Origin of the sequence: Arthrobacter sp. LjRoot78 (assembly GCF_964254335.1) — a bacterium.
In the GTDB taxonomy this organism is placed as follows: domain Bacteria; phylum Actinomycetota; class Actinomycetes; order Actinomycetales; family Micrococcaceae; genus Arthrobacter.
The window spans coordinates 4,017,092-4,037,835 of sequence record NZ_CAXUTG020000001.1 but is presented as its reverse complement, the minus strand read 5'-3'; the positions used below and the strand labels follow the sequence as shown (position 1 = coordinate 4,037,835).

Below are 20,744 nucleotides of genomic sequence, written 5' to 3'. Positions count from 1 at the left end.
TTAGCTAGCTATTTAGGGATGGATCGCATGACTGCCGTAGCCGAACGGACAACCTCCAGCTTTCCCCTCAAATCCCATACCTTTCCTGGGCGGGCCGTCAGCTTCACCGGGGAGCTCAGCGATCAGCTCCCAGCTGGCCCGGAGGCGCCGGTAAGCCACGAAGCCGCGGACGGTGCACCGTTGCACTGTGGGATGAGAATGTCGCCGTCGTCGGCTCCCTCACTGCCCTGGGCGCAAACCCACACGGACCTGGGGGAATGGGTCTGCGCCTGCGGTTTCCGGCAGGACAGCTTTCCGCAGGACGCCGAGTTGGCAGTCGACCCCTTGGCCGCGGTTCACGCAGCGGGGGCACGGCTCGAGACCTTGCAGTGGGAAATGGATGCCGCGGAGGCCGCATTCGCCTCCGCAGTGAAAAGCGCCATGGCTGCCTGGGCCGAGTCCACGGCCATTGCCTTCGAAGCCGGCCTCACGCATGCTGAGCTTCTCGAACTGCTCCAGTGACGGCAACCCTGATCCGGCCGGCGGCTGCTGCCCGGATGGGCGCTGCCGGGGGCGGGCGCCGCACGGTGGAGCGGCGATACCAGGTTGGAGCACTGCTGGGGCGCGGCGCGGAAGCTGACGTCTACCAGGCGACGGACCTGCTCAGCGGAGGATCTGCAGCCCTCAAGATCTTCCGTGCGGAGACCGCCAATCCCGACTCGCCGTTCAACCGCGAGATTGAGCTCCACTCACGCCTGCACCACCACAACATCGTGCGGATCAAAAGGTATGGCCGCATGCCTGCCGACGGCGGCACGGGCTCGGGCCGGAACTACGTCGCGGCTGAACTCGCCGCGGGGACCGATCTCCGACGGGCGATCCACGAGGGGCCGGTGGATGCCGCCGACGTGGCGGCGTGGATGGGCGGAATCGCTTCAGCCCTGGCCTACATCCACCGCAAAGGAATCGTCCACAACGACGTCAAACCCGCCAACATCATGGTGAACCGTGCTGGTGACACGTCCTCCAAAGCCGAGGCCAAACTCATCGACTTCGGTATCGCCACCAGCTCCTGGCACCGCACGAACACGGATGCATCAGGCACCCCGCACTACCTGAGCCCAGAGGCAGTCCACGGACAGCACACCACCGGCGCCAGCGACATCTATGCCCTGGGCCTGGTCATCTTCGAAAGCCTCACCGGCATCAAGGCATTTCCCGGACCGGCCCTGGAATCGATGGTTGCCCGTACCCTGCGCTCACCCCGGCTCCCCGCCACCGTCCAGCGGCGCTGGTCCCGGCTCCTGCTCGCCATGACAGACACGGAACCTGCCCGGCGACCCAGCGCCGCTGAGGTCCACCGGACGCTCCACAAGATCAGCCGGTAGTCGGTCGCCGTAGTTCTAAGGCGGTTGGCGTTACGCCGGTACGTCCACGAGGTGGCCGGCCGTGAGGGGCAAGCGCTGCCCGTTGATCTGTTCTGCCTCTAGGTGGAAGATCCGCTGTACAGCGTCGGCAAGGACACTGACATCGGTGAAGCCCGGAAATTTCCGTTCCGGCTGGGCTGCGCGCATCCGGTCATCGACCAGAGCCTTGACGACGAAGACCAGGGCGGCTGAGTGGGGGCTTCCATTTCCTCTCTGCGGGTGCCGGAATCCGTCGGCCACGGCCAGGGTCCATGCCTCGGCGGCGGACTTGACGGCGGCATAGGCGGCGCCGCCCGCTGTCGGCGAGGAGGCTGACTGTGCGGAAACGACGGCCAGGCGACCTGCAGGGGAGGCAGCCAAATCGTCGTAAAAAGCGCGGCTCGTGTTCCTCAATGTGGTGAGGACGCTGGTGTGCAGGAAGTCCCAGTCGTCATCCGTCTGGTCTGTGATTCCCGTACCGCCCCGCCACCCTCCGACAAGATGGATAAGGCCGTCCACGGGACCCAGATCGTCCCGGACAGACGTCGCCAGGTTCTCAACGGCTTGCAGGTCCGCGAGGTTGCAGACATAGCCCGTGACGTTGTTGTGCGCGGCCGCGAGCTCCTGCACGCGGTCCTCAAGGATGTCCACGGCGGCCACGCGTGCCCCTGCCTGCGAGAGGGCATGGACTACCGAGACACCTGCGGCGCTTGTCGAACCGGCGACGACGACCGTACGCCCCGAGAGGTCCTGGCTCATGCGCCGGCCTCGCCCTCAGTCTTGACAGGGCTCTTACCGGTGATTCCTGCAGTTGAGTCAATAACGGGGCGCATCTTCTTCTCCAGTGCTTCGTAGAACATCGACAGGGGGAATTCGTCATCAAGGATCTGGTCCGTCAGATTCCGGGGCGGGCCGTTCAGCGGAAGGGCCTCCGGTCCCTTGGCCCACACGGAGGCCGGGTGGGGGGTGAGGGTTTCCGAGACGAGCTCGTAGGCAGCCAGCCAGTGTGCGGTCTTCGGCCTGTCGATTGAACGCCAGTAGAGTTCCTCGATGCGGAGACCCAGCTCGACGACCACGCCGGCGACGTCCGTCCAGTCGATGCTCAACTTTCCATCGGTCCAGTGCAGGACCCGGTGCTGGTGCATCCACGCGAACAGCAATTGGCCGCCCACGGCGTCGTAGTTACGGACCCTGTTCCCTGTAATCGCGAAGCGGAAAATGCGGTCGAAGATCACGGCATACTGGACCAGCTTGGCGTGCTTGCGGGCATCCTCGGAAGCTGTTTCGTCCCGCTCGATGAGGACGGACTCGCGGAACGCGGTCAGATCGCAGCGGAGTTCCTCCAAGGAGTACAGGAAATACGGCATCCGCTGCTTGATCATGAACGGGTCAAAGGGCAGGTCACCGCGCATGTGGGTCCGGTCATGGATCAGATCCCACATCACGAAGGTTTTCTCCGTGAGGTGCTGGTCGTCGATGAATTCCGCGGCGTCAGCCGGCAGGTCCAGGGAAGTGATGTCGGCAGCGGCTTTGAGGACGCGACGGAACCGGGCAGCTTCGCGGTCCGCGAAGATACCTCCCCACGTGAAGGAAGGGGTGCTCCGGACCGCTACGCTCTCGGGGAAGAGAACGGCGGAGTTCGTGTCATAGCCGGGCGTGAAATCGATGAAGCTGATGGGGACGAACAGCTTGTTGGAGTAGTTTGTTGCCTCCAAGTCAGCCACGAATGAGGGCCATATGACCTCGATGAGGACGGCCTCGAAGTAGCGGTTCGTGCTGCCGTTCTGCGTGTACATGGGAAACAGAACCAGGTGCGGCAGCCCGTCGATGCGCCACTGCTCGGGGTGAAAGGCTACCAAGGAGTCGAGGAAATCCGGTACGACGAAGCCCTCGGACGCCCACTGCTGGAAGTCCTGCACGAGCAGTTCAAGGTAGTCCGTGTCGTGGGGGAGGTGGTGGCGCAGATCGCTGATTGAGTCCGTAATGATGCCGACATTCTGGCGGGCCTGGTCATGGTCAGCGGGTTCTGGAACGGAACCGTCCTGCACTTGAAACTGCTGCAGCCCGACGACGGCTGCCTTCAGAGCCTGCCATGCGGGGAGCGCCTTGAGGTCTTCTGCCCGCATGGTTGTCACTTCAGGGTTTGCGATTACAGACATGCTCGTTCCTTCCGTTGAGGGGATTCCTGAAGAAGCTAGCAGTGCGTAAGCATCCGTGAATGATTATTCCAACATGCATAAGAAATACTTTTGCTCGGGCGTTGCTCTTCAGTGCAATGCCTGCGTCTGACCTGTGGGTCGGTGTTTTTAAGACATCCCGGAAACGGCGCATCACGGCGACTGAGCAGCGGTATCGGGACGGGTCGAGAGGTTCGGCTCCTGCCGGTTGTGCCATCACTGGCGTGGGCTGCTCGCCGACTATCGACGCGTCATACCAGATCATCAGGGCTGCTTAGCCACCGGACGGCATCAGGTCAGTAACTCTTACGCTCAGATTGGATTGCCGCCTCCTATGCGTAAGGACTTGACCCGTCGGACGTGCAACATTCGCCCCGCCAAATGCCGCTTCCTTTGCCTGTGTTAGCTTGATCACCATCCTTCCCGGCCCGAGGGCTTCGGAAGGCCCAAATTCACCGCAGCTACCTTTTCGGAGGCACCATGGGACTTGGCTCCCAGACACAAATTAGAGATCGGGCCATTGATTTCGAAGAAGAAATCAAGCCCGACGGAACACAGGGGTCTTCCCTTGCGATAGCGGCAAATCACGCTTCCGGCGAATCCACCAACGAACTCAAGCGCGGGCTAAACCACCGCCACCTGCAGATGATCGCCATCGGCGGTGCGATCGGTACCGGGCTGTTTGTGGCCTCGGGCAGCACCATTTCCCAGGCGGGTCCCGGCGGTGCGTTGGCCGGCTACGCGCTCGTCGGGCTGATGGTATTCCTGTTGATGCAGTCACTGGGCGAGATGTCCGCCAAAATTCCGGTTGCCGGTTCGTTCCAGTCCTTTGCCACCCGTTTCGTCTCCCCGTCCTTTGGGTTCGCGATCGGCTGGAACTATTGGTTCAACTGGGCCATCACGGTGGCCGCAGAGCTGGTCGCGGCCGGAATCATCATGGACTTCTGGTTCCCGGGGGTCCCGGGGTGGGTGTGGGCAGGGTTCTTCCTGCTGGTGCTGACCGGGCTCAATGCCCTCTCGGCCAAGGCCTTTGGTGAGTCGGAGTTCTGGCTTTCACTGATCAAGGTCAGCGCAGTGGTGCTCTTCCTGATCGCCGGCGTGCTGATGATTTTCGGCATCCTCGGGGATAACTCTCCGGGACTGAGCAACTGGGAAAACCGCGACGACGTGTTCCACGGGGGCTGGGTCTCGATCATCTCGGTCTTCATGGTTGCCGGGTTCTCCTTCCAGGGTACCGAGCTCGTAGGAGTCGCCGCAGGCGAAGCGAAGAACCCGCGCCGCGAGGTGCCGAAGGCTATCCGCACTGTCTTCTGGCGCATCATGCTTTTCTACATTGGAGCCATCTTTATCATCGGCTGCCTCATCCCGTTCACCGATCCGAGCCTGCTGGCCTCCGGTGAGTCTGATATAGCATCATCGCCCTTTACCCTGGTCTTCTCTCGTGCCGGAATCGCCTTCGCGGCTGCCTTGATGAACGCCGTGATCCTGACCGCAATCCTGTCCGCGGGCAACTCCGGACTCTATGCCTCCACCCGGATGCTTTACGCCATGGCCCATGACGGCATGGCCCCGAAGATCTTCGGCCGAACCAATGCGCGTGGCGTGCCGATTGCGGCGTTGCTCGCGACGGCGGCCGTGGGACTCTTCGGATTCCTCTCCGCGATCGTCGGGCAGGGTGCAGCCTACTCCTGGCTGCTGAACATGTCGGGCCTATGCGGCTTCATCGTGTGGGCGGGAATCGCGGTCTCCCACTACCGTTTCAGGCGCGGCTTCCTGGCCCAGGGAAACAAAGTCAGCGACCTGCCGTACAAGGCATCCCTGTTCCCCATTGGCCCGCTGCTGGCCTTCGCCCTGCTCATACTGGTCATCGCGGGACAGAACTACGAGGCTGTGCTTGCCGGACGGTCCGTGGAGGTGCTTTCCTCCTACATCGGGTTGCCGGTCTTCATCGTTCTATGGCTGGGTCACCGCTACATCACCAAGTCCAAAGTAGTGCCGCTGCTCGAGATGGATCTCACGGCACCAAAGGACGTCGAGGACGAACCTAGGGGCGCCACCCACTAACTAGGCCAGAAAAGAGGGGAGTCGGGTGAGAGCAGCGCCCGGCTCCCGTCTTCGTTGAGAAGGATTATGAGCCCGGAACCCGCAGCACCGCAACCGCGGCCTCCAAATAAGGCACCGGATCAGGGTCCGTCCCCGCGGCCCATCGCATCCAGGCCTCGAACGTGGCGCCCATGAACGCGGCGCACAGATACCCGGCAACGTCCTCGCCAACACCAGCTGAAACCAAATATGCCCGTGCCCGTTCCCGCCGCGGCGCCAGCGACTCGTAGCTCCGGCTCGCCAGTTCGGGATGTTCAGCGATCAGCCGCAGCCGGCCGCGCGTCACCGCCAGGTCAGGCAGCACAGTAATCCCCGCGACAGCCGCCTCGCGCAGCCCCGCCAGGACATCGCCGTCGGAAGCGCCTTGAACGCGGGCTGAATCCAGAACCCGCCCGGAGGCCTCGACCACCGGCTCCATGCCGCCCCAGACGAGTTCGGCTTTGTTCGAGAAGTAGCGGTACAGGCTCTTGCGCCCGATCCCGGCCTCGCGCGCGATGTCCTCCATGGAGGTCTGCTCGTAGCCGCGCTCGGCGAACAGCCGCAGCGCAATGGCGGCCACGGCGTCGGGATCAATCGTCACCGGGCGCCCGGTGGGGCGCGGAATGGCGGTCTTCACAGCATCCGAAGGCATCCCACCAGTATTCACCCTTACATAATGACACAGAGTGTCATAAGGTGGATCACATCACCCTCAGCAACGTCTGGAAGGACATCATGGGCAACGAAGCTTCATGGCAGGAAGTCACCACCAACGGCCGGTTTGCCGGCAAGACCGTCATTGTCACGGGCGCGGGGTCGGGCATCGGCCAGGCCACGGCCCTGCGCGTCGCCAAGGAACGGGGCCGCGTCATCGCTGCGGATATCAGCAAGGAGCGCCTGGACGCGCTCGTGGAAAAGAACGCCGGACTGGATCTGGTCCCCGTGGCCGGCGACATCTCCACCGAGGAGACCGTAGCCGCCGTCGTCACCGCTGCCGGCGGCAGGGTCGACGCCCTGGCGAACGTTGCCGGCATCATGGACAAGTTCGCGCCGATTCACGACGTGGACGATGAAACCTGGGACCGGGTTTTGCGGATCAACGTCACCGCCCTGATGCGCCTCACGCGCGCCGTAGTGCCGCTGATGCTCGACGCCGGAGTCGGCTCTGTTGTCAACGTCGCCTCCGAGGCAGGCCTGCGTGGATCCGCCGCCGGCGCCGCCTACACGGCGTCCAAGCATGCCGTCGTCGGCCTGACCAAGAACTCGGCCGTGATGTACGGGCCCAAGGGCCTGCGCTTCAACGCCGTGGCTCCGGGCGCCACGATCACCAACATCGTGGCCGACTGGGGTTCCCAACTGGCTGCCGAGCGACTCGGCCCGCTGATGCAGGTGACTATCCCCGCGCCCGCCACCGCGGCGCAGCTCGCCGCCTCCATCACCTTCCTGCTCAGCGACGACGGCACCAACGTCAACGGCGCCATCCTCGCGTCCGACGGCGGCTGGTCGGCGCTGTAGGGGCCGGGAACATAGGCGAGGAAGGGAACGCAGCGCCGGTTCGAGGCCACCCCGCGGCCCTACCGGGATGACGTTCGGAGGCCTATCTTTGAGCTGACACAGCCCGAGGAAAGGAACCAACGATGTTCACCCTGCAGATCAGCTATCCGGTCCGGGACTACGAGGCATTCAAGAAAGTATTCGACAGCGATCCTGCAGGCCGCGCTGCCTCCGGCGCCAGGTCTGTCCGCCTGTTCCGGGATACAGAAGAGCCGAACAACGTGGCCGTGCTCCTTGACTTCGACACCAAGGAAGCTGCGAACGGCTTTCTGGAACGGCTCCGCAGCGAGGTGTGGGATAAGCCCGAGGTGATTGGGCAGCTGATGACAGCAGCGCCCACAGCCAGGATCCTGGAGGAGACGGCCCGCGAGGGCCAAGGCGCGGGCTGACCGCAACCACCCCGCCGTAGTACACGGACACACAGCGCAACGTTCCGGCCCCCAGACGTAACCTGTTTAGATGCCTCGTTTTGCGCTTGATATTGAGTCCGTCCCCCGTCCCGTCCGCGCTCAGGCGCTGCTGGATGCGGTGAACCACCGGGTCGTCATCGCCGATGGGGCGATGGGCACCATGCTGCAGGGCCGGGAACTGTCCCTTGAAAAGGACTTCCTGGGGCTCGAAGGCTGCAACGAGATCCTCAATGACACGCGACCCGATGTCCTCGCGGACATCCACGACGCCTACTTCGCCACCGGCATCGACGCCGTGGAAACCAACACCTTCGGCGCCAACTGGTCCAACCTCTCCGACTACGGCATCGACGACCGCATCGAAGAGCTCGCCCGCAAGGGTGCGCAGATCGCCCGCGAGCGCGCCGAAGCGGCAGAGAAAACAGACGGACGGATGCGCTGGGTCCTCGGCTCGATGGGCCCGGGCACCAAGCTCCCCAGCCTCGGCCACACCAGCTACGACTACCTCAAGCAGACCTTCGCCCTGCAGGCCGAGGGCCTCATCGACGGCGGCGCGGACGCCTTCCTCATCGAAACCAGCCAGGACCTCCTGCAGACCAAAGCCGCCGTCAATGGGTGCAAACAGGCCATCGTCACCCGCGGCATCCGGCTCCCCATCTTCGTTGAGGTGACCGTCGAGACCACCGGAACCATGCTGATGGGCTCCGAAATCGGCGCCGCGCTCACCGCCCTCGAACCGCTCGGCGTCGACGCCATCGGCCTGAACTGTGCCACCGGGCCGGATGAGATGAGCGAACACCTCCGCCACCTCTCCAAGCAGTCCTCCGTCGCGATCGCCTGCATGCCCAACGCTGGCCTGCCCGTCCTGGGCCCCAACGGCGCACACTATCCGCTGTCACCCAGCGAACTCGCCACCGCGCACGAGCAGTTCGTACGGGAATTCGGCCTGGGCCTCGTAGGCGGATGTTGCGGTACGACGCCGGAGCACATGGCCGCCGTCGTCGAACGGCTTGCGCCCTTCCGCACTACCGACGCCGTCGCCGGCGGCGGGAGGGGCGCCGACGGCGCCCGCGTTCCCACCGAACGGGAAGCGGGCATCGCCTCCCTCTACCACCATGTGCCGTTTGACCAGGAGTCCTCCTATCTCGCGATTGGTGAGCGCACCAATGCGAACGGTTCAAAGGCATTCCGCCAGGCGATGCTCGACGAGCGCTGGGATGACTGCGTCGATATCGCCCGCGAGCAGGTCCGTGTCGGCGCGCACCTGCTCGACGTCTGCATCGACTACGTGGGGCGCGACGGCGTGGCCGACATCAAGGAGATCGTGTCGCGTTTCGCGTCGGCCTCAACCCTCCCGCTCGTCATCGACTCCACCGAACCGCCCGTGTTGCAGGCCGGTCTCGAACACATCGGCGGGCGCCCGGTAATCAACTCCGTCAACTACGAGGACGGCGACGGCCCGGACAGCCGCTTCGCGCGCATCATGCCGCTCGTGAAGGAGCACGGTACCGCCGTGATCGCCCTGACCATCGACGAGCACGGCCAGGCACGCACCACCGACGGCAAAGTGGCCATCGCCTCCCGCCTCATTGACTCCCTGGTGGGCGAATGGGGCATGCGCGTCGAAGACATCATCGTCGACGCCCTGACCTTCCCCATCGCCACCGGGCAGGAAGAGACCCGCCGGGACGGCATCGAAACGATCGAGGCCATCCGCCAGATCACCGCGAAATACCCAGGCATCCACACCACCCTCGGCGTCTCCAACGTCTCCTTCGGCCTGAACCCGGCAGCGCGCATCGTCCTGAACTCGGTGTTCCTGCACGAAGCCGTGCAGGCGGGCCTCTCCAGCGGCATCATCGACGCCGCCAAGATCGTGCCGCTCGCCTCATTGCCGGAGGAACAGCGCAAGGTGGCGCTGGACCTTGTCTGGGACCGCCGCGAATACGACGCCGACGGCAACATCACCTACGACCCCCTGAACAGCATGCTTGACATGTTTGCCGGCGTCGACACGGCAGCGCTCAAGGACCAGCGCGCCGCGGAACTCGCCGCGCTGCCCACCGGAGAACGCCTGCAGCGGCGCATCATCGACGGCGAAGGCAAGGGCCTCGAAGAGGACCTCGACCTGGCGCGCGCCGAGGGAATGACCCCGCTGGCCATCATCAACGACCAGCTGCTCGAGGGCATGAAAGTGGTGGGTGAGCGCTTCGGCGCCGGCGAGATGCAGCTGCCATTCGTCCTGCAGTCCGCCGAGGTCATGAAGAACGCGGTGGCCCTGCTCGAACCGCACATGGAGAAGTCGGACGCGTCGGGCAAGGGCACCATGGTGATCGCCACCGTGCGCGGCGATGTGCACGACATCGGCAAGAACCTGGTGGACATCATCCTCACCAACAACGGCTACAAAGTGATCAACATCGGCATCAAGCAGCCGATCGCCGACATCATCGCCGCGGCCGAGGAACACGACGCCGACGTGATCGGCATGTCCGGGCTCCTGGTGAAGTCCACCGTGGTGATGAAGGAGAACCTCGCGGAACTGCAGTCCCGGGGGCTCGCGAAGAAGTGGCCCATCATCCTCGGCGGCGCAGCCCTGACCCGCGCCTACGTGGAACAGGACCTGGCGGAGCAGTTTGAAGGAACCGTCAGGTACGCCAAGGACGCCTTTGAGGGCCTGTCACTCATGGAACCGCTGGTGCAGGTGGCCCGCGGCGCCGACCCCGACGCCGTCGGCCTTCCGCCGCTGAAGAAGCGGATCCATAAGGGAGGCCCGAAGTTCACGGTGACCGAACCGGAAGCGATGCCCGGCCGTTCCGACGTCGCCGCCGACAACCCCGTGCCTGCGCCGCCGTTCTGGGGCACGCGCATTGTGCGAGGCGTGGCACTCCACGACTACGCGGCGTTGCTCGACGAGCGAGCCACCTTCATGGGGCAGTGGGGGCTCAAGCCCGGCCGCGGCGACGACGGCGCCTCCTACGAGGAACTGGTGGAACGCGAGGGCCGGCCGCGCCTGCGGTACTGGCTGGACCGCATCCTCGCCGAGGGAATGCTGGACGCGTCCGTCGCCTACGGCTATTTCCCGGTGGTCTCCGAGGGCGAACAGGTGGTGGTGCTGCACCACGGGGAGGACCACGACGGCGTCCTCGGCACCGCGGGACTGCTCGCCCCCGACGGCGGCTCAGGCGGTCCGATCGGCACCGAGCGGCTGCGTTTCGACTTCCCGCGCCAGCGCCGCGACCGGCACCTGTGCCTGTCCGACTTCGTCCGCTCGCGCGAATCGGGGCAGGTGGACGTCCTGCCGGTGCAGCTGGTCACCGCCGGCTCGAAGATCGATGAGGTGACTTCCGAGCTGTTCAAGGGGAATCACTACCGCGACTACTACGAGCTCAACGGCCTGGTCATGCAGCTCACCGAGGCGCTCGCGGAGTTCTGGCACGCCCGCATCCGCTCCGAGCTGGGATTCGCGGCCGAGGAGCCCAAGGACAAGGCAGGGTACTTCAAGCTCGATTACCGCGGTGCACGGTTCTCGCTCGGGTACCCCGCGTGCCCTGACATGGAGGACCGCCGCAAGGTCACGGAACTGCTGCGTCCCGAGCGGATGGGCGTAATCCTGAGCGATGAGCTGATGCTGCACCCCGAACAGTCCACCGACGCCTTCGTGTTCCACCACCCGGAGGCGAAGTACTTCAAAGTCTGAGGTGGAGTCGCTGCCTGTTTCAGCAGGGATAACGCCTAAGCTTCCCCTATGGGAATTATCATCACACTGCTTATTATCTGGCTTGTCCTTTCGATCCTCGGCTTCGTGGTGAAGGGCCTGCTGTGGCTGGCATTCATCGGCCTGATCCTGTTCGTGGCCACGGCCGTGTGGGGCTGGTTCAAGCGGAAAACTAACGCCTGATCTCCTCCAGATCAGATACGACGGCGGGTAGGGCCTTGGTGGCCTGCCCGCCGTCGCTGTATACCGGCTTCACCCGCCGGAGTGCGGCGAGAATGGCCCGCCCCACCACGGCGATCCCGATGATCGTGGTGACGGCCCGCAGGGTGTCCCAGCCCGCCGTCGACGTCACCAGCGAGTAGAGCAGGAAGCTGCTGAGGTTGGTGCCCAGCGGCGCGCCGGGCACGTAGGAGATGCCGGTGCCGGCGCCCACCGCGAAGGGCCAGAACCACAGGTTGGTCAGCAGGCCGAACAGGTAGGACGCCAGGATGCCGTAGCCGCACAGCATCCACAGTTCGGCCTTCCCCCGCACACGACGGGGGAGCAGGCCTGCCCCGGCGCCCACCCACGCGCAGGCGAAGATCTGGAACGGTGTCCACGGCCCGATGCCACCCCACAAGGCGCTTGAGAGGGTGATGGTGGCGGCGCCGAGAAGCATGCCGAAACGCGCGCCGAAGGCCCGGCCGGCCAGGATCAGCAGAATGAAGACCGCCTCTACGCCGCCGACGCCGGTGCTCGCCACCCGCACTGCCGAACCGACGGCGGCCAGGACGCCGAGCAACGCCACCGTGTGCGCGGAGCGGACCGAGCCGTCCAGGGATACGACGACGGCGACGGCGGCGAGCGGCGCAATGGCCAGCGCCGCGTAGGGGAGGGCCGCGGCGGCATCCTCCGGGAAGGCCGCGGCGAGCAGCGGCCAGCAGAATGCTGCCAATGCCACTATGTTCGCCGCTGCGAGAACTGCCAGCTCGACACCCCGCGGGATCCGGATACGGCGCTGCCTTGCCGCGCCCTGGGAGTCTGCTGGTTCGATGACCCGCGGCCTCGGTCCGGCCCCCGCTGGCCGGGGAGCCGCGAGGGCCGCTTCGGTCACCACAGATGAAGGCGCGACGCCGTCACGCATCGGCAGGATCCGGGCGCCAAGGCCGTGGGCAAAGTCGTGGTCGTGCGTGGCGATCAGGACCGCCGTACCGGAGTCCGCTGCTGCCCGCAGCGCGGCCGCAACTGCTGTGCGGGCCGCAGGATCGAGTCCCCGGGTGGGCTCATCGATGAGAAGTACTGATGGCTCGTCCATGGTCTGCAGCGCGATGGCAAGGATCCTGCGCTCTCCTGCCGAGAGGTCCCGGGGATGCTCATGTCCGATGGGCATCCCCACGTCTCCGCGCAAACGGGCCAGGTGCGCCGCCGCAGGCATGGGGGCAGGCTGGTCAACGCGCCGGTCCCGGTGACGACCGGTACGGGCCTGACGCGCAGCGCGCGCCCGGCGCCGCTCTGCCGCGCGGAGCTCTCCTCCCACCGTGTCCCTGGTGAAGAGGTCGTCCGAGGCGTCCGGGACTAGGGCGACGCGGCCGCCGTCCACCATGCCGCCGTCGACCGTTCCCTCACCGAGGGCGAGCGCCACCAGCAGGGACGACTTCCCGGCCCCGTTCGGCCCCACGAGGGCCACCACTTCACCGCGGTGCAGGGCCAGGGATGCCTCCCGCACGAGCGTCTTGCCCTTGCGGTGCACCGCAAGATTCGTCGCCGTCAGCACCGGCGCGAGGTCAGCTGGCTCAGCCGGCGTCGGACGCGTATCGACAGGGTGCGAAGGCGCGGCTGGCGCGGCACCCGGCACGAGGGCGCCGTCGTCGATGGTCCACCACGAGCCGGCGACCGGGACGAACTGCTCCGCCCGGTGCTCCGCCACGATAACGCAGACACCTTCTTCGCGGGCGAGGCCGTTGAGCACGGCGATGACGTGCCCGCGTGCTGTGGTGTCAAGGTCGGCCAGGGGTTCGTCAACCAGGAGAAGGGGCGGATGCTCCACCACCGCGGCCGCGATGGCTACGAGCGTTGCCTCACCCGCCGAGAGGGTGCTGACATTGCGGTCCAGCAGCGCCGACACTCCGATATGCTCCGCGACCTCGAGCACCCGGGCCTTGGCGGTCCCGGTTGCCATGCCGCGCAGCTCCAGGGCGAGGCCGATTTCGTCCCGGACCCGGGTGGTGGCGAAGGCTGCGCGGGGATTCTGCAGGACGACGCCGGTGACGCGGGCGGTATCGCGCGGCGGCGTGGTGGCACGGTCAATTCCGCCGACGCACACGGTGCCGTCGACCGTGCCGCCGTCAATGTGTGAGAGGAGGCCCGCAATGCCCCGCAGGAAGGTGGACTTGCCGGAGCCCGTGGGCCCCGTGATAACCGTGATGGACCCGCTGGCGGGCGCGAACCCGGGGACGCGCACCTGTGCGTCACCGATGCGGAATTGTGCGTCCCGGACGAGGACCGGTGCGACGGTACCCCCGATGGGTCGGTGTGCTGCCCGGCTCCCGAAACCGCGCAGCTCCAAGGCGGCGGCAACCCGGCCGGCATGCTCAAGGGTGCGCTCGAGCACGGGCACCAGGGCCCGGGGTCCGAAGCGTTCGCCCCGCAACCGGAACGCCAGGCGGACGGAGGCCACGGCGTCGGAAAGCGCCGGGAGCGCCGCCCACGCCACCACAAGGGTCCGGGCCAGGCCCTGCATGGGTCCGCGGCGGGCCAGGTGCACGAAGCCGCGGGCCACATCCACCCAGGCGTTGAGCAGGCCGAAAGCGAGGAACATCCCGGCAACCGGCAGGGCGGACAGGACCGCCGCCCACAGCCCCTGCGCCGTGACCGGACCGAGGAGCACCACGTGGGCGTACGGGGCAGGCAACGGCACCGCCGGCAGGTCCAGCAGCACCGGTGCACCAATGTCCGCCCCGTTGAAGAGGATGCGGTAGATGACCCGCGCCGCGATGAAGATGACGGCGAGAGCCGCCCCTGCTCGTAACGGCGCGGGTCGAAAGGTCATGCCTTGGGGGCGGCCGGTTCGCCGTCGACCGTGAAGAGCAGTTCCAGGCTCTGTCCCGGGCTTACCTGCAGGGTGGCGAGGCCTTCCTGCGCGTAGGCCCAGTCGCCGGTTGCCGGCTTGACCCAGAGGGCCCAGTAGGCGAAGGCTGCGGGCATCTTGCTGCAGTCTTCCCGGTAGGTGCCGCCCTTGTGGGTGATGTCGAGGTCTGCGGCGGGCACGCCGTTCACCCGGCACACCAGTTCCTTGGGGTACTGCGTGGTGCCCTCGGTTTTCACCTTTGCCTCGTCCAGCACCTTGGAGGCGGCAGTCGGCGAGTCCACGGGCACACAAACGGACGTGTCGGCGGCAGCCTGCTTCAGGGCACCCGAATCCACGATGACCTTCACGCCGGTGCAGGGCCCGGAGGCGGCGCTGGATGACGACGTTGCCGAGGAGGCTGGCGCGGAGGTGGTTGGCTGGGTGGCGGCCGGCGTGGAACAGGCGGCGAGGGTAAACAGGAGACCTGCGGCGGCGAGGGAGCTCGCGGCGGCGGTGCGGATCTTAGTCAAAGTCACCTGTCAAGGGTAGGACGTGCTTGTCCGGATCCGGAGGCCGTCGCGTTGTGTGACGTTAGTTCTCATGCCTGCTGGTAGGCCCCTGCGTAAAGCAGAAGGGCCGACGACGGCGCTCAGGTGAGTGCCGTCGTCGACCCTTCCGGGGGCGTTACTAAGCTTCCGACGCGGCCATCTTGACTGCCAGCGCATCCTCCGGGGCTTCGTGCTGCGCTGATTCGTACTGCGCAGCGCCCGACGACGGATGTGCTGCGACTGCCGCGGCGTGCTCGGCCAGCACCCCGGTCTGGTGGCGGATCTTCAGGCGGTACAGCAGGGTCCCGCCAATGATCACGGCGCCCACGAAGATCACGCCGCCCCACTGCAGGTACCACTCGAACGGCGGCACCGAGTTGTAGATCTCCGGGCGGGGCCAGACCAGATTCAGTGTCATGGCACCGCCCCACAGGACCGCGAGGATGTTCACCGGCAGACCCCATTTGCCAAGGCTGAACCCGGCTTCGGACTGCTGATCCCGCAGTGGCCACTTCTTCAGCAGCCGGTGGCGCAGCAACGGAACAGTGACCAGAAGGTAGGACAGATAGATCAGGACGATGCTGATGCTGGACATGATGGTGAAGATGGCCGGCTGCATCACGTTGACCAGCAGCGGAATGACGGCAATGACGCCGATCACGATCGCCGCGATCTTGGGGGTCCTGCGGACCGGATCCACCTTGCTGAGCTGCCGGCTGAACGGCAGGTTGTTGTCCCGTGCCATGGCGAACATCATGCGGATGGCGGCGGCGTGGACAGCCAGGGTGCAGACCACCACGGCCACCACGATGCATGCCAGGAAGGCCTTGCCGAAAGGTCCGCCCAGGACGGAGAGCACAATGTACTGCAGCCCGCCGTCGGCAGCTCCCACCTTGGGATCGGCCAGGTCCGGTGCGGCCAGGATGCCAAACAGCAGGATCAGGCCGCCCAGCAGGAACGAGGCCGTGACGGCGCGCAGGATGGCCTTGGGGGCCGTGCGCTTGGGGTCCTTCGTTTCCTCCCCGAGCGAACTGGCGGTGTCGAAGCCGTACATGACGTAGCCGGACGCCATGGCGCCGATGAGGAAGACGCCGAAGAAGCCGAGGTCGTGCCCTTCGCCGAAGCCTGCGGTGTCGAAGAAGACCTCGGGCCCCCGCACCACGTGCCAGCCCAGCGCGAGGATCAGCAGCACGGCCGCGGTCAGTTCCACGAAGACTCCGATGCTGTTGATCCTGGTCATCAGCTTCACACCGAAGGCGTTGATGAGGGTGGAGATGGTGATCATGATGGTGGCCAGCACCACGCCGTTCATGGCGAAGTCGTAGGGTCCTGTGCCGTCGCCGACGAACTGGAAACCGGACCAGAGCTGAGGCAGGGTGAGCTGCAGGGCCAGCGCCACGGAGCCCAGCGCCACGATGGAGGAGAGCAGGAGCAGCCAGCCCGCCAGCCAGGACGAGGTCCCCGATGAGAGCCGCTTGGCCCAGTTGTAGACCGATCCGGCCACGGGGTAGCGGCCGGCCAGCTCGGCAAAGCACAGCGCCACCATCAGTTGGCCGACGAACACGATGGGCCAGGACCAGGCGTACGCCGGGCCGGCCATGGAAAAACCAAAGTAGAACAGTTGGAAGACGCCGGTCAGGATGGAGATGTAGCTGACGCCTGCGGCGAAGCTGGCAAACTTGCCGATGCTCCGGTCCAGGGTCTGGGTGTAGCCAAATTCATCCATGCCGCTTGAATCAATACTCTTGCTGGGTTCCAATGTGTGAACTCCTAAGTCAGAAAAGTACGACGATGCACCCCGCGGCCACAAGGGGCGCGGGTGAAATCAATAGCCTCCGGAACTTGCCTCTCAGGCGAAGGACGGGCTGAGCTCCTCCTCTTTCCTTGCAGCGGCCCTTTCAGCGCCATCGGTGTGGCCGGTCCGGATCAAATCCGCGCAGCGCTCGCCGATCATCATGACGGTGATGTTGGGGTTGACGGTGACGTGTTCAGGCATCACGGAGGCGTCCGCCACGCGCAGGCCGGTGACGCCCTTGACCCGCAGCTCGGGATCCAGGGGTGACATCCCGTCGTCGGCCGGTCCCATCCGGACCGTGCCCACCGGGTGGTACACGGTGTTGTGGGTCTTGCGGATGTACTCCCGCAGCTCCTCGTCCGTCTGCGCCTCGACGCCGGGCGAGAGCTCGCGGCCGGTCCATTCGGCCATGGCGGGCTGGGCGGCGATTTCGCGGGCCTTGCGGATGCCGGCCACCATGACCCGCATGTCGTGGCCTTCGGGATCCGTGAAATAGCGCGGATCCACCATGGGCTTGTCGCGGAAGTCGCGGCTGCGCAGCCTGACGGTGCCGCGGGAGCGGGCGTGCGTGACGTTCGGGGTGAGGGAAAAGCCGTTCTCCGTGGTGGGGTAGCCGTGCCGCAGGGTGTTCATGTCGAACGGGACGGAACCGTAGTGCATCATCAGGTCCGGGCGGTCCAGGCCGTCCTCGGTGGGGGTGAAGATGCCGATTTCCCACCACTGGGTGGAGGTCTGCACCATGGGCTGCCTGGCTTCGAACTGGACCACGCCTTCGGGATGGTCCTGCAGGTTTTCGCCCACGCCGGGGGAGTCCACCAGGACCTCGATGCCGTGCTGGGCCAGGTGGGCTGCCGGGCCGATGCCGGAGAGCATCAGCAGCTTGGGGGAGTCGATGGCGCCGGTGGACAGGATGACCTCGCGGTGCGCGGAGAGCCGGTGGGTCCGGCCGAACGCGGAGTCCACCACGTCCACGCCGGTGCAGCGCTTGTCCGCGTCGAACACCAGCTGGCGGGCGCGGAGGCCTGTGAGCAGGGTGAAGTTGGGGCGGTCGATGATGGGGTGGATGTAGGAGACCGAGCTGGAGGCCCGGGTGCCGTCCGCGCGGCGGTTGATCTGGAAGAAGTTGGCGCCGTTGACCACGGTGGTGCCGGAGTTGAACTTCGCCCGGGGAATACCCGTCTGTTCACAGGCGTCCAGGAGCGCGACGCCGGCAGGATCCACCGGGGGCACGTTCATCAGGTGCACGGGTCCTGAGTCCCCGTGGTGGGGTGCGTCCGGCCCGGCGTCCTCATTGGTTTCCAGCCGCTGGTAGAGGGGCCAGGCGGCGCCGGCGTTCCAGCCGGTGGCACCGTACTTGGACTCCCACTCGTCCAGGTCCTCGCGGGGTGCCCAGAAGGCGATGCACGAGTTGTGGCTGGAGCAGCCGCCCATCACCTTGGCACGGGCGTGGCGCATGAAGGAGTTGCCGTTTTCCTGGGGCTCCACCGGGTAGTCCCAGTCGTAGCCGGATTCGAGCAGCTCCATCCAGCGGTCCAGCTGCAGGATTTCGGGCAGGTTGCGGTCATCCGGGCCGGCCTCCACGAGGGCCACGGTCACGTCCGGATCCTCGCTCAGCCGGGCGGCGACGGCGGCACCGGCGGATCCGCCGCCGATGACGACGTAGTCGAACCCGCGCTCGGGGACGTCGTCGATGTTGTCGTAATGCATCTAGTTCTCCTTGCCGTGGTCAGCAAACCAGCCGGTGACCTGCGGGCTGGTGTTCTGGTAGATGTGCTTGGCTTCCTGGTATTCGGCCAGGCCCGTGGGGCCCAGCTCGCGGCCGACGCCGGACTGGCCGAAGCCGCCCCACTCGGCCTGGGGGAGGTAGGGGTGGTAGTCGTTGATCCAGATGGTGCCGTGCCGCAGCCGGGATGCCACGCGCTGCGCCTTGCCGGCATCCTGGGTCCAGACCGCCCCGGCCAGGCCGTAGATGGTGTCGTTGGCGATCGCCACCGCTTCGTCCTCGGTACGGAATGTTTCCACCGTCACCACCGGGCCGAACGCCTCGTCGGTGACAACGGACATGCCTCGTTCCACGCGGTCCAGGACGGTCGGCTGGTAGTAGAACCCGCCGTCGTACTTTTCTCCTTGCGGTGCCGCGCCGCCCGTCCGCAGCCGTGCACCCTCCTGGATGCCGCGCTGGACATAGGCGTCGACTTTGTCGCGGTGGGCCGCGGAAATCAGCGGCCCGGTTTCGGCGTCATCATCAAAGGGGCCGCCCAGCCGGATGTCCCTAGCACGGCGGACCAGCTCGTCCACGAAGCGTTCGGCGATCGATTCCTCCACCACCAGCCGCGCCCCGGCGGAGCAGACCTGCCCGGAATGGACGAACGCCCCGTTCAGGGCATTGTCGACGGCGGCGTCGAAGTCCGCGTCCGCGAACACCACGTTGGGGTTCTTGCCGCCAAGCTCCAGTGCCACCTTCTTGACGGTGCCGGCGGCGGCCGCCGCGATCCGCTTGCCGGTTTCCAGCCCGCCCGTGAAGGAGACGAGGTCGACGGCGGGGTGTTCCGAGAGCGGTGCGCCCGCCTCCGCGCCGGCTCCGGTCACCAGGTTGGCGACGCCGTCCGGGAGGCCGAGGTCCTGCAGCAGCTGCATGGCCAGGATGGCGGTGGACGGGGTCAGCTCGGAGGGCTTGAGGACGAAGGTGCAGCCGGCGGCCAGTGCGGGCGCGATCTTCCACGCCGCCTGGAGCAGGGGGTAGTTCCACGGCGTGATCAGGCCGCAGACGCCCACGGGTTCGTGGACGATCTTGCTGACCACCTCGGCGTTCCCGGCGTCGACCATGCGGCCCGCCTGCTGCCCGGCGAGCCTGCCGAAGTACTCGAAGCAGGCGGCAATGTCGTCCATGTCGATCCGGCTTTCGACCATGCGCTTGCCGGTGTCCAGCGACTCGGCGCGGGCGAACTTTTCCCGGCGTTCGCGCAAGCCGGCGGCGACCTTGAGCAGGAAGGTGCCGCGCTCGGGTGCGGTGACGGAGGACCAGACACCGGAGTCGAAGGCGGCACGGGCTGCGGAGATGGCGCGCTCGGCGTCCTCCCGGCCGGCCTCGGACACTGTGGCCACCAACTCGCCGTCGGCGGGGTTGCGGATTTCGCGCACAGCGCCGGAGGCGGCCGGCTCCCATGCACCGTTGATGAACAGGGTGGATGCTGTCTCGGTTGTTGCGGTTTGGGTGACGTCCCGAAGGGGTGTGGCGTAAGTCATACGAAGGACAGTAGCGGACATTGAACGACTGTTCAATACCTTTTTGAACAGTTGTTCAATGCTACGTATGAAGCTAACCTGCCCGGCTGCCGGTGGTTCAGGACTCGTGCAGCTCGTGGTCCTTGATGGTGTGGTCCTGAAGCGGCGCGAAGGCGATTTGCTCCGTGCGGGCGATGCTTCTCTGGATGGAGGCCTCATCTACGCCGAGAAGCGCCGTCAGCCACATGCCGTTTTGGATGACGACAATGTCAGCCGCCCGCTCCCTGCATGTCTCCCAGGAAAGATCGGGTTGGGCGTTGGAGACCAATGCAGCGAGGCCGTCGAGATAGCGGTCGAAGGCCTCGGCGTTGATCTGTGCATAGCCCTCGTCCGCCTGGGCAAGGGCCCAAAGGTGCAGGCGCAGGGACAGGTAGCGGGTGGTCAGCAGATCGGCGGCCGCCACTCGGCGCAGGGCCTTGCGCAGCTGTTCCTCCGGACCTGACGACGGGTCGGGCGCCACCAGCAGAAGGTCGTGCTCGTCGACCCGGCGCAGGGCTGCCCGTATCAGGCTCGTCTTGTCGTCGTAGTAGTAGTTCACCAGGCCGAGCGCGACACCGGCTTCGCGGGCCACGGCCCGCATGCTCACCCCCGAAATCCCATGGCGGGACAGCAGATCCAGCGCCGCCTCGAGAATGCGCGACTGCCTGTCCATCTGTTCGCCGGAGTTCACGGCATTGGTCCCCATCTGGCCAGACTATTGCCTAACCCGTACGAGTGCACTTTCCGGGTCCGTATGACCTTGCT

At 66.1% G+C, this 20,744-nt stretch carries 16 protein-coding genes; 7 read left to right on the top strand and 9 right to left on the bottom strand.

What is annotated here, in order from left to right:
- Window positions 1-27: 27 nt before the first annotated feature.
- Both ACSQ1X_RS18765 and ACSQ1X_RS18760 read left to right on the top strand, forming a co-directional pair.
- Window positions 28-501 carry a hypothetical protein gene (locus ACSQ1X_RS18765; RefSeq protein WP_436058800.1) on the top strand — a complete coding sequence of 158 codons (474 nt, stop codon included), beginning with the start codon at window positions 28-30 and terminating at the stop codon, window positions 499-501.
- Complete coding sequence (locus ACSQ1X_RS18760) at window positions 498-1,367, top strand: serine/threonine-protein kinase (protein ID WP_436058799.1); 870 nt, start codon at window positions 498-500, stop codon at window positions 1,365-1,367. The genes ACSQ1X_RS18765 and ACSQ1X_RS18760 overlap by 4 nt, the downstream gene beginning before the upstream one ends.
- A 30-nt stretch (window positions 1,368-1,397) precedes the next feature.
- Here ACSQ1X_RS18760 and ACSQ1X_RS18755 read toward each other — a convergent pair whose 3' ends face one another.
- Window positions 1,398-2,144, bottom strand: coding sequence for an SDR family NAD(P)-dependent oxidoreductase (locus tag ACSQ1X_RS18755; RefSeq protein ID WP_436058798.1), 747 nt, complete (start codon window positions 2,142-2,144; stop codon window positions 1,398-1,400).
- A complete protein-coding gene (locus ACSQ1X_RS18750) occupies window positions 2,141-3,544 on the bottom strand; it encodes a DUF6421 family protein (RefSeq protein ID WP_436058797.1) in 1,404 nt (467 codons plus the stop codon). Before ACSQ1X_RS18750 ends, ACSQ1X_RS18755 begins: the two co-directional genes overlap by 4 nt.
- A gap of 498 nt (window positions 3,545-4,042) precedes the next feature.
- Between ACSQ1X_RS18750 and ACSQ1X_RS18745 the strand changes: the two genes are divergently transcribed.
- Window positions 4,043-5,626 carry an amino acid permease gene (locus ACSQ1X_RS18745; protein WP_436058796.1) on the top strand — a complete coding sequence of 528 codons (1,584 nt, stop codon included), beginning with the start codon at window positions 4,043-4,045 and terminating at the stop codon, window positions 5,624-5,626.
- Window positions 5,627-5,690: 64 nt separating this feature from the next.
- On the opposite strand, the gene ACSQ1X_RS18740 is transcribed toward ACSQ1X_RS18745, so the two are convergent.
- Window positions 5,691-6,296 (bottom strand): TetR family transcriptional regulator, encoded by a 606-nt coding sequence (locus ACSQ1X_RS18740; protein ID WP_436058795.1) that lies wholly within the window; start codon window positions 6,294-6,296, stop codon window positions 5,691-5,693.
- An 83-nt stretch (window positions 6,297-6,379) separates the two neighbouring features.
- On the opposite strand from ACSQ1X_RS18740, the gene ACSQ1X_RS18735 reads away from it, so the two are divergent.
- The 4 genes from ACSQ1X_RS18735 (at window position 6,380) to ACSQ1X_RS18720 (ending at window position 11,509) form a co-directional block, all read left to right on the top strand.
- Window positions 6,380-7,159: an SDR family NAD(P)-dependent oxidoreductase gene (locus ACSQ1X_RS18735; protein ID WP_436059368.1), complete on the top strand. Its 780-nt coding sequence runs from the start codon at window positions 6,380-6,382 to the stop codon at window positions 7,157-7,159.
- A 122-nt stretch (window positions 7,160-7,281) separates the two neighbouring features.
- Window positions 7,282-7,587: a hypothetical protein gene (locus tag ACSQ1X_RS18730; RefSeq protein WP_055797998.1), complete on the top strand. Its 306-nt coding sequence runs from the start codon at window positions 7,282-7,284 to the stop codon at window positions 7,585-7,587.
- Between the two features lie 70 nt (window positions 7,588-7,657).
- On the top strand, window positions 7,658-11,308 hold the full coding sequence (gene metH / locus ACSQ1X_RS18725) for a methionine synthase (RefSeq protein ID WP_436058794.1): 3,651 nt from the start codon (window positions 7,658-7,660) through the stop codon (window positions 11,306-11,308).
- A 48-nt stretch (window positions 11,309-11,356) separates the two neighbouring features.
- Entirely contained in the window at window positions 11,357-11,509 is a 153-nt protein-coding gene (locus ACSQ1X_RS18720) for an LPXTG cell wall anchor domain-containing protein (RefSeq protein WP_028269736.1), read from the top strand.
- Here ACSQ1X_RS18720 and ACSQ1X_RS18715 read toward each other — a convergent pair.
- From ACSQ1X_RS18715 to ACSQ1X_RS18690, 6 genes are all read right to left on the bottom strand, one after another.
- Window positions 11,499-14,354 (bottom strand): ATP-binding cassette domain-containing protein, encoded by a 2,856-nt coding sequence (locus tag ACSQ1X_RS18715; protein WP_436058793.1) that lies wholly within the window; start codon window positions 14,352-14,354, stop codon window positions 11,499-11,501. The genes ACSQ1X_RS18720 and ACSQ1X_RS18715 overlap by 11 nt on opposite strands.
- Window positions 14,351-14,908 carry a hypothetical protein gene (locus tag ACSQ1X_RS18710; protein ID WP_436058792.1) on the bottom strand — a complete coding sequence of 186 codons (558 nt, stop codon included), beginning with the start codon at window positions 14,906-14,908 and terminating at the stop codon, window positions 14,351-14,353. Before ACSQ1X_RS18710 ends, ACSQ1X_RS18715 begins: the two co-directional genes overlap by 4 nt.
- 151 nt (window positions 14,909-15,059) lie before the next feature.
- Window positions 15,060-16,646 (bottom strand): APC family permease, encoded by a 1,587-nt coding sequence (locus ACSQ1X_RS18705; protein ID WP_436058791.1) that lies wholly within the window; start codon window positions 16,644-16,646, stop codon window positions 15,060-15,062.
- A 123-nt stretch (window positions 16,647-16,769) separates the two neighbouring features.
- Window positions 16,770-18,422, bottom strand: a complete 1,653-nt coding sequence (locus ACSQ1X_RS18700) for a GMC family oxidoreductase (RefSeq protein WP_436058790.1) — start codon at window positions 18,420-18,422, stop codon at window positions 16,770-16,772.
- Window positions 18,423-19,961: an aldehyde dehydrogenase family protein gene (locus ACSQ1X_RS18695; RefSeq protein WP_436058789.1), complete on the bottom strand. Its 1,539-nt coding sequence runs from the start codon at window positions 19,959-19,961 to the stop codon at window positions 18,423-18,425.
- Between the two features lie 97 nt (window positions 19,962-20,058).
- A complete protein-coding gene (locus ACSQ1X_RS18690) occupies window positions 20,059-20,685 on the bottom strand; it encodes a TetR/AcrR family transcriptional regulator (RefSeq protein WP_436058788.1) in 627 nt (208 codons plus the stop codon).
- Window positions 20,686-20,744: the final 59 nt, after the last annotated feature.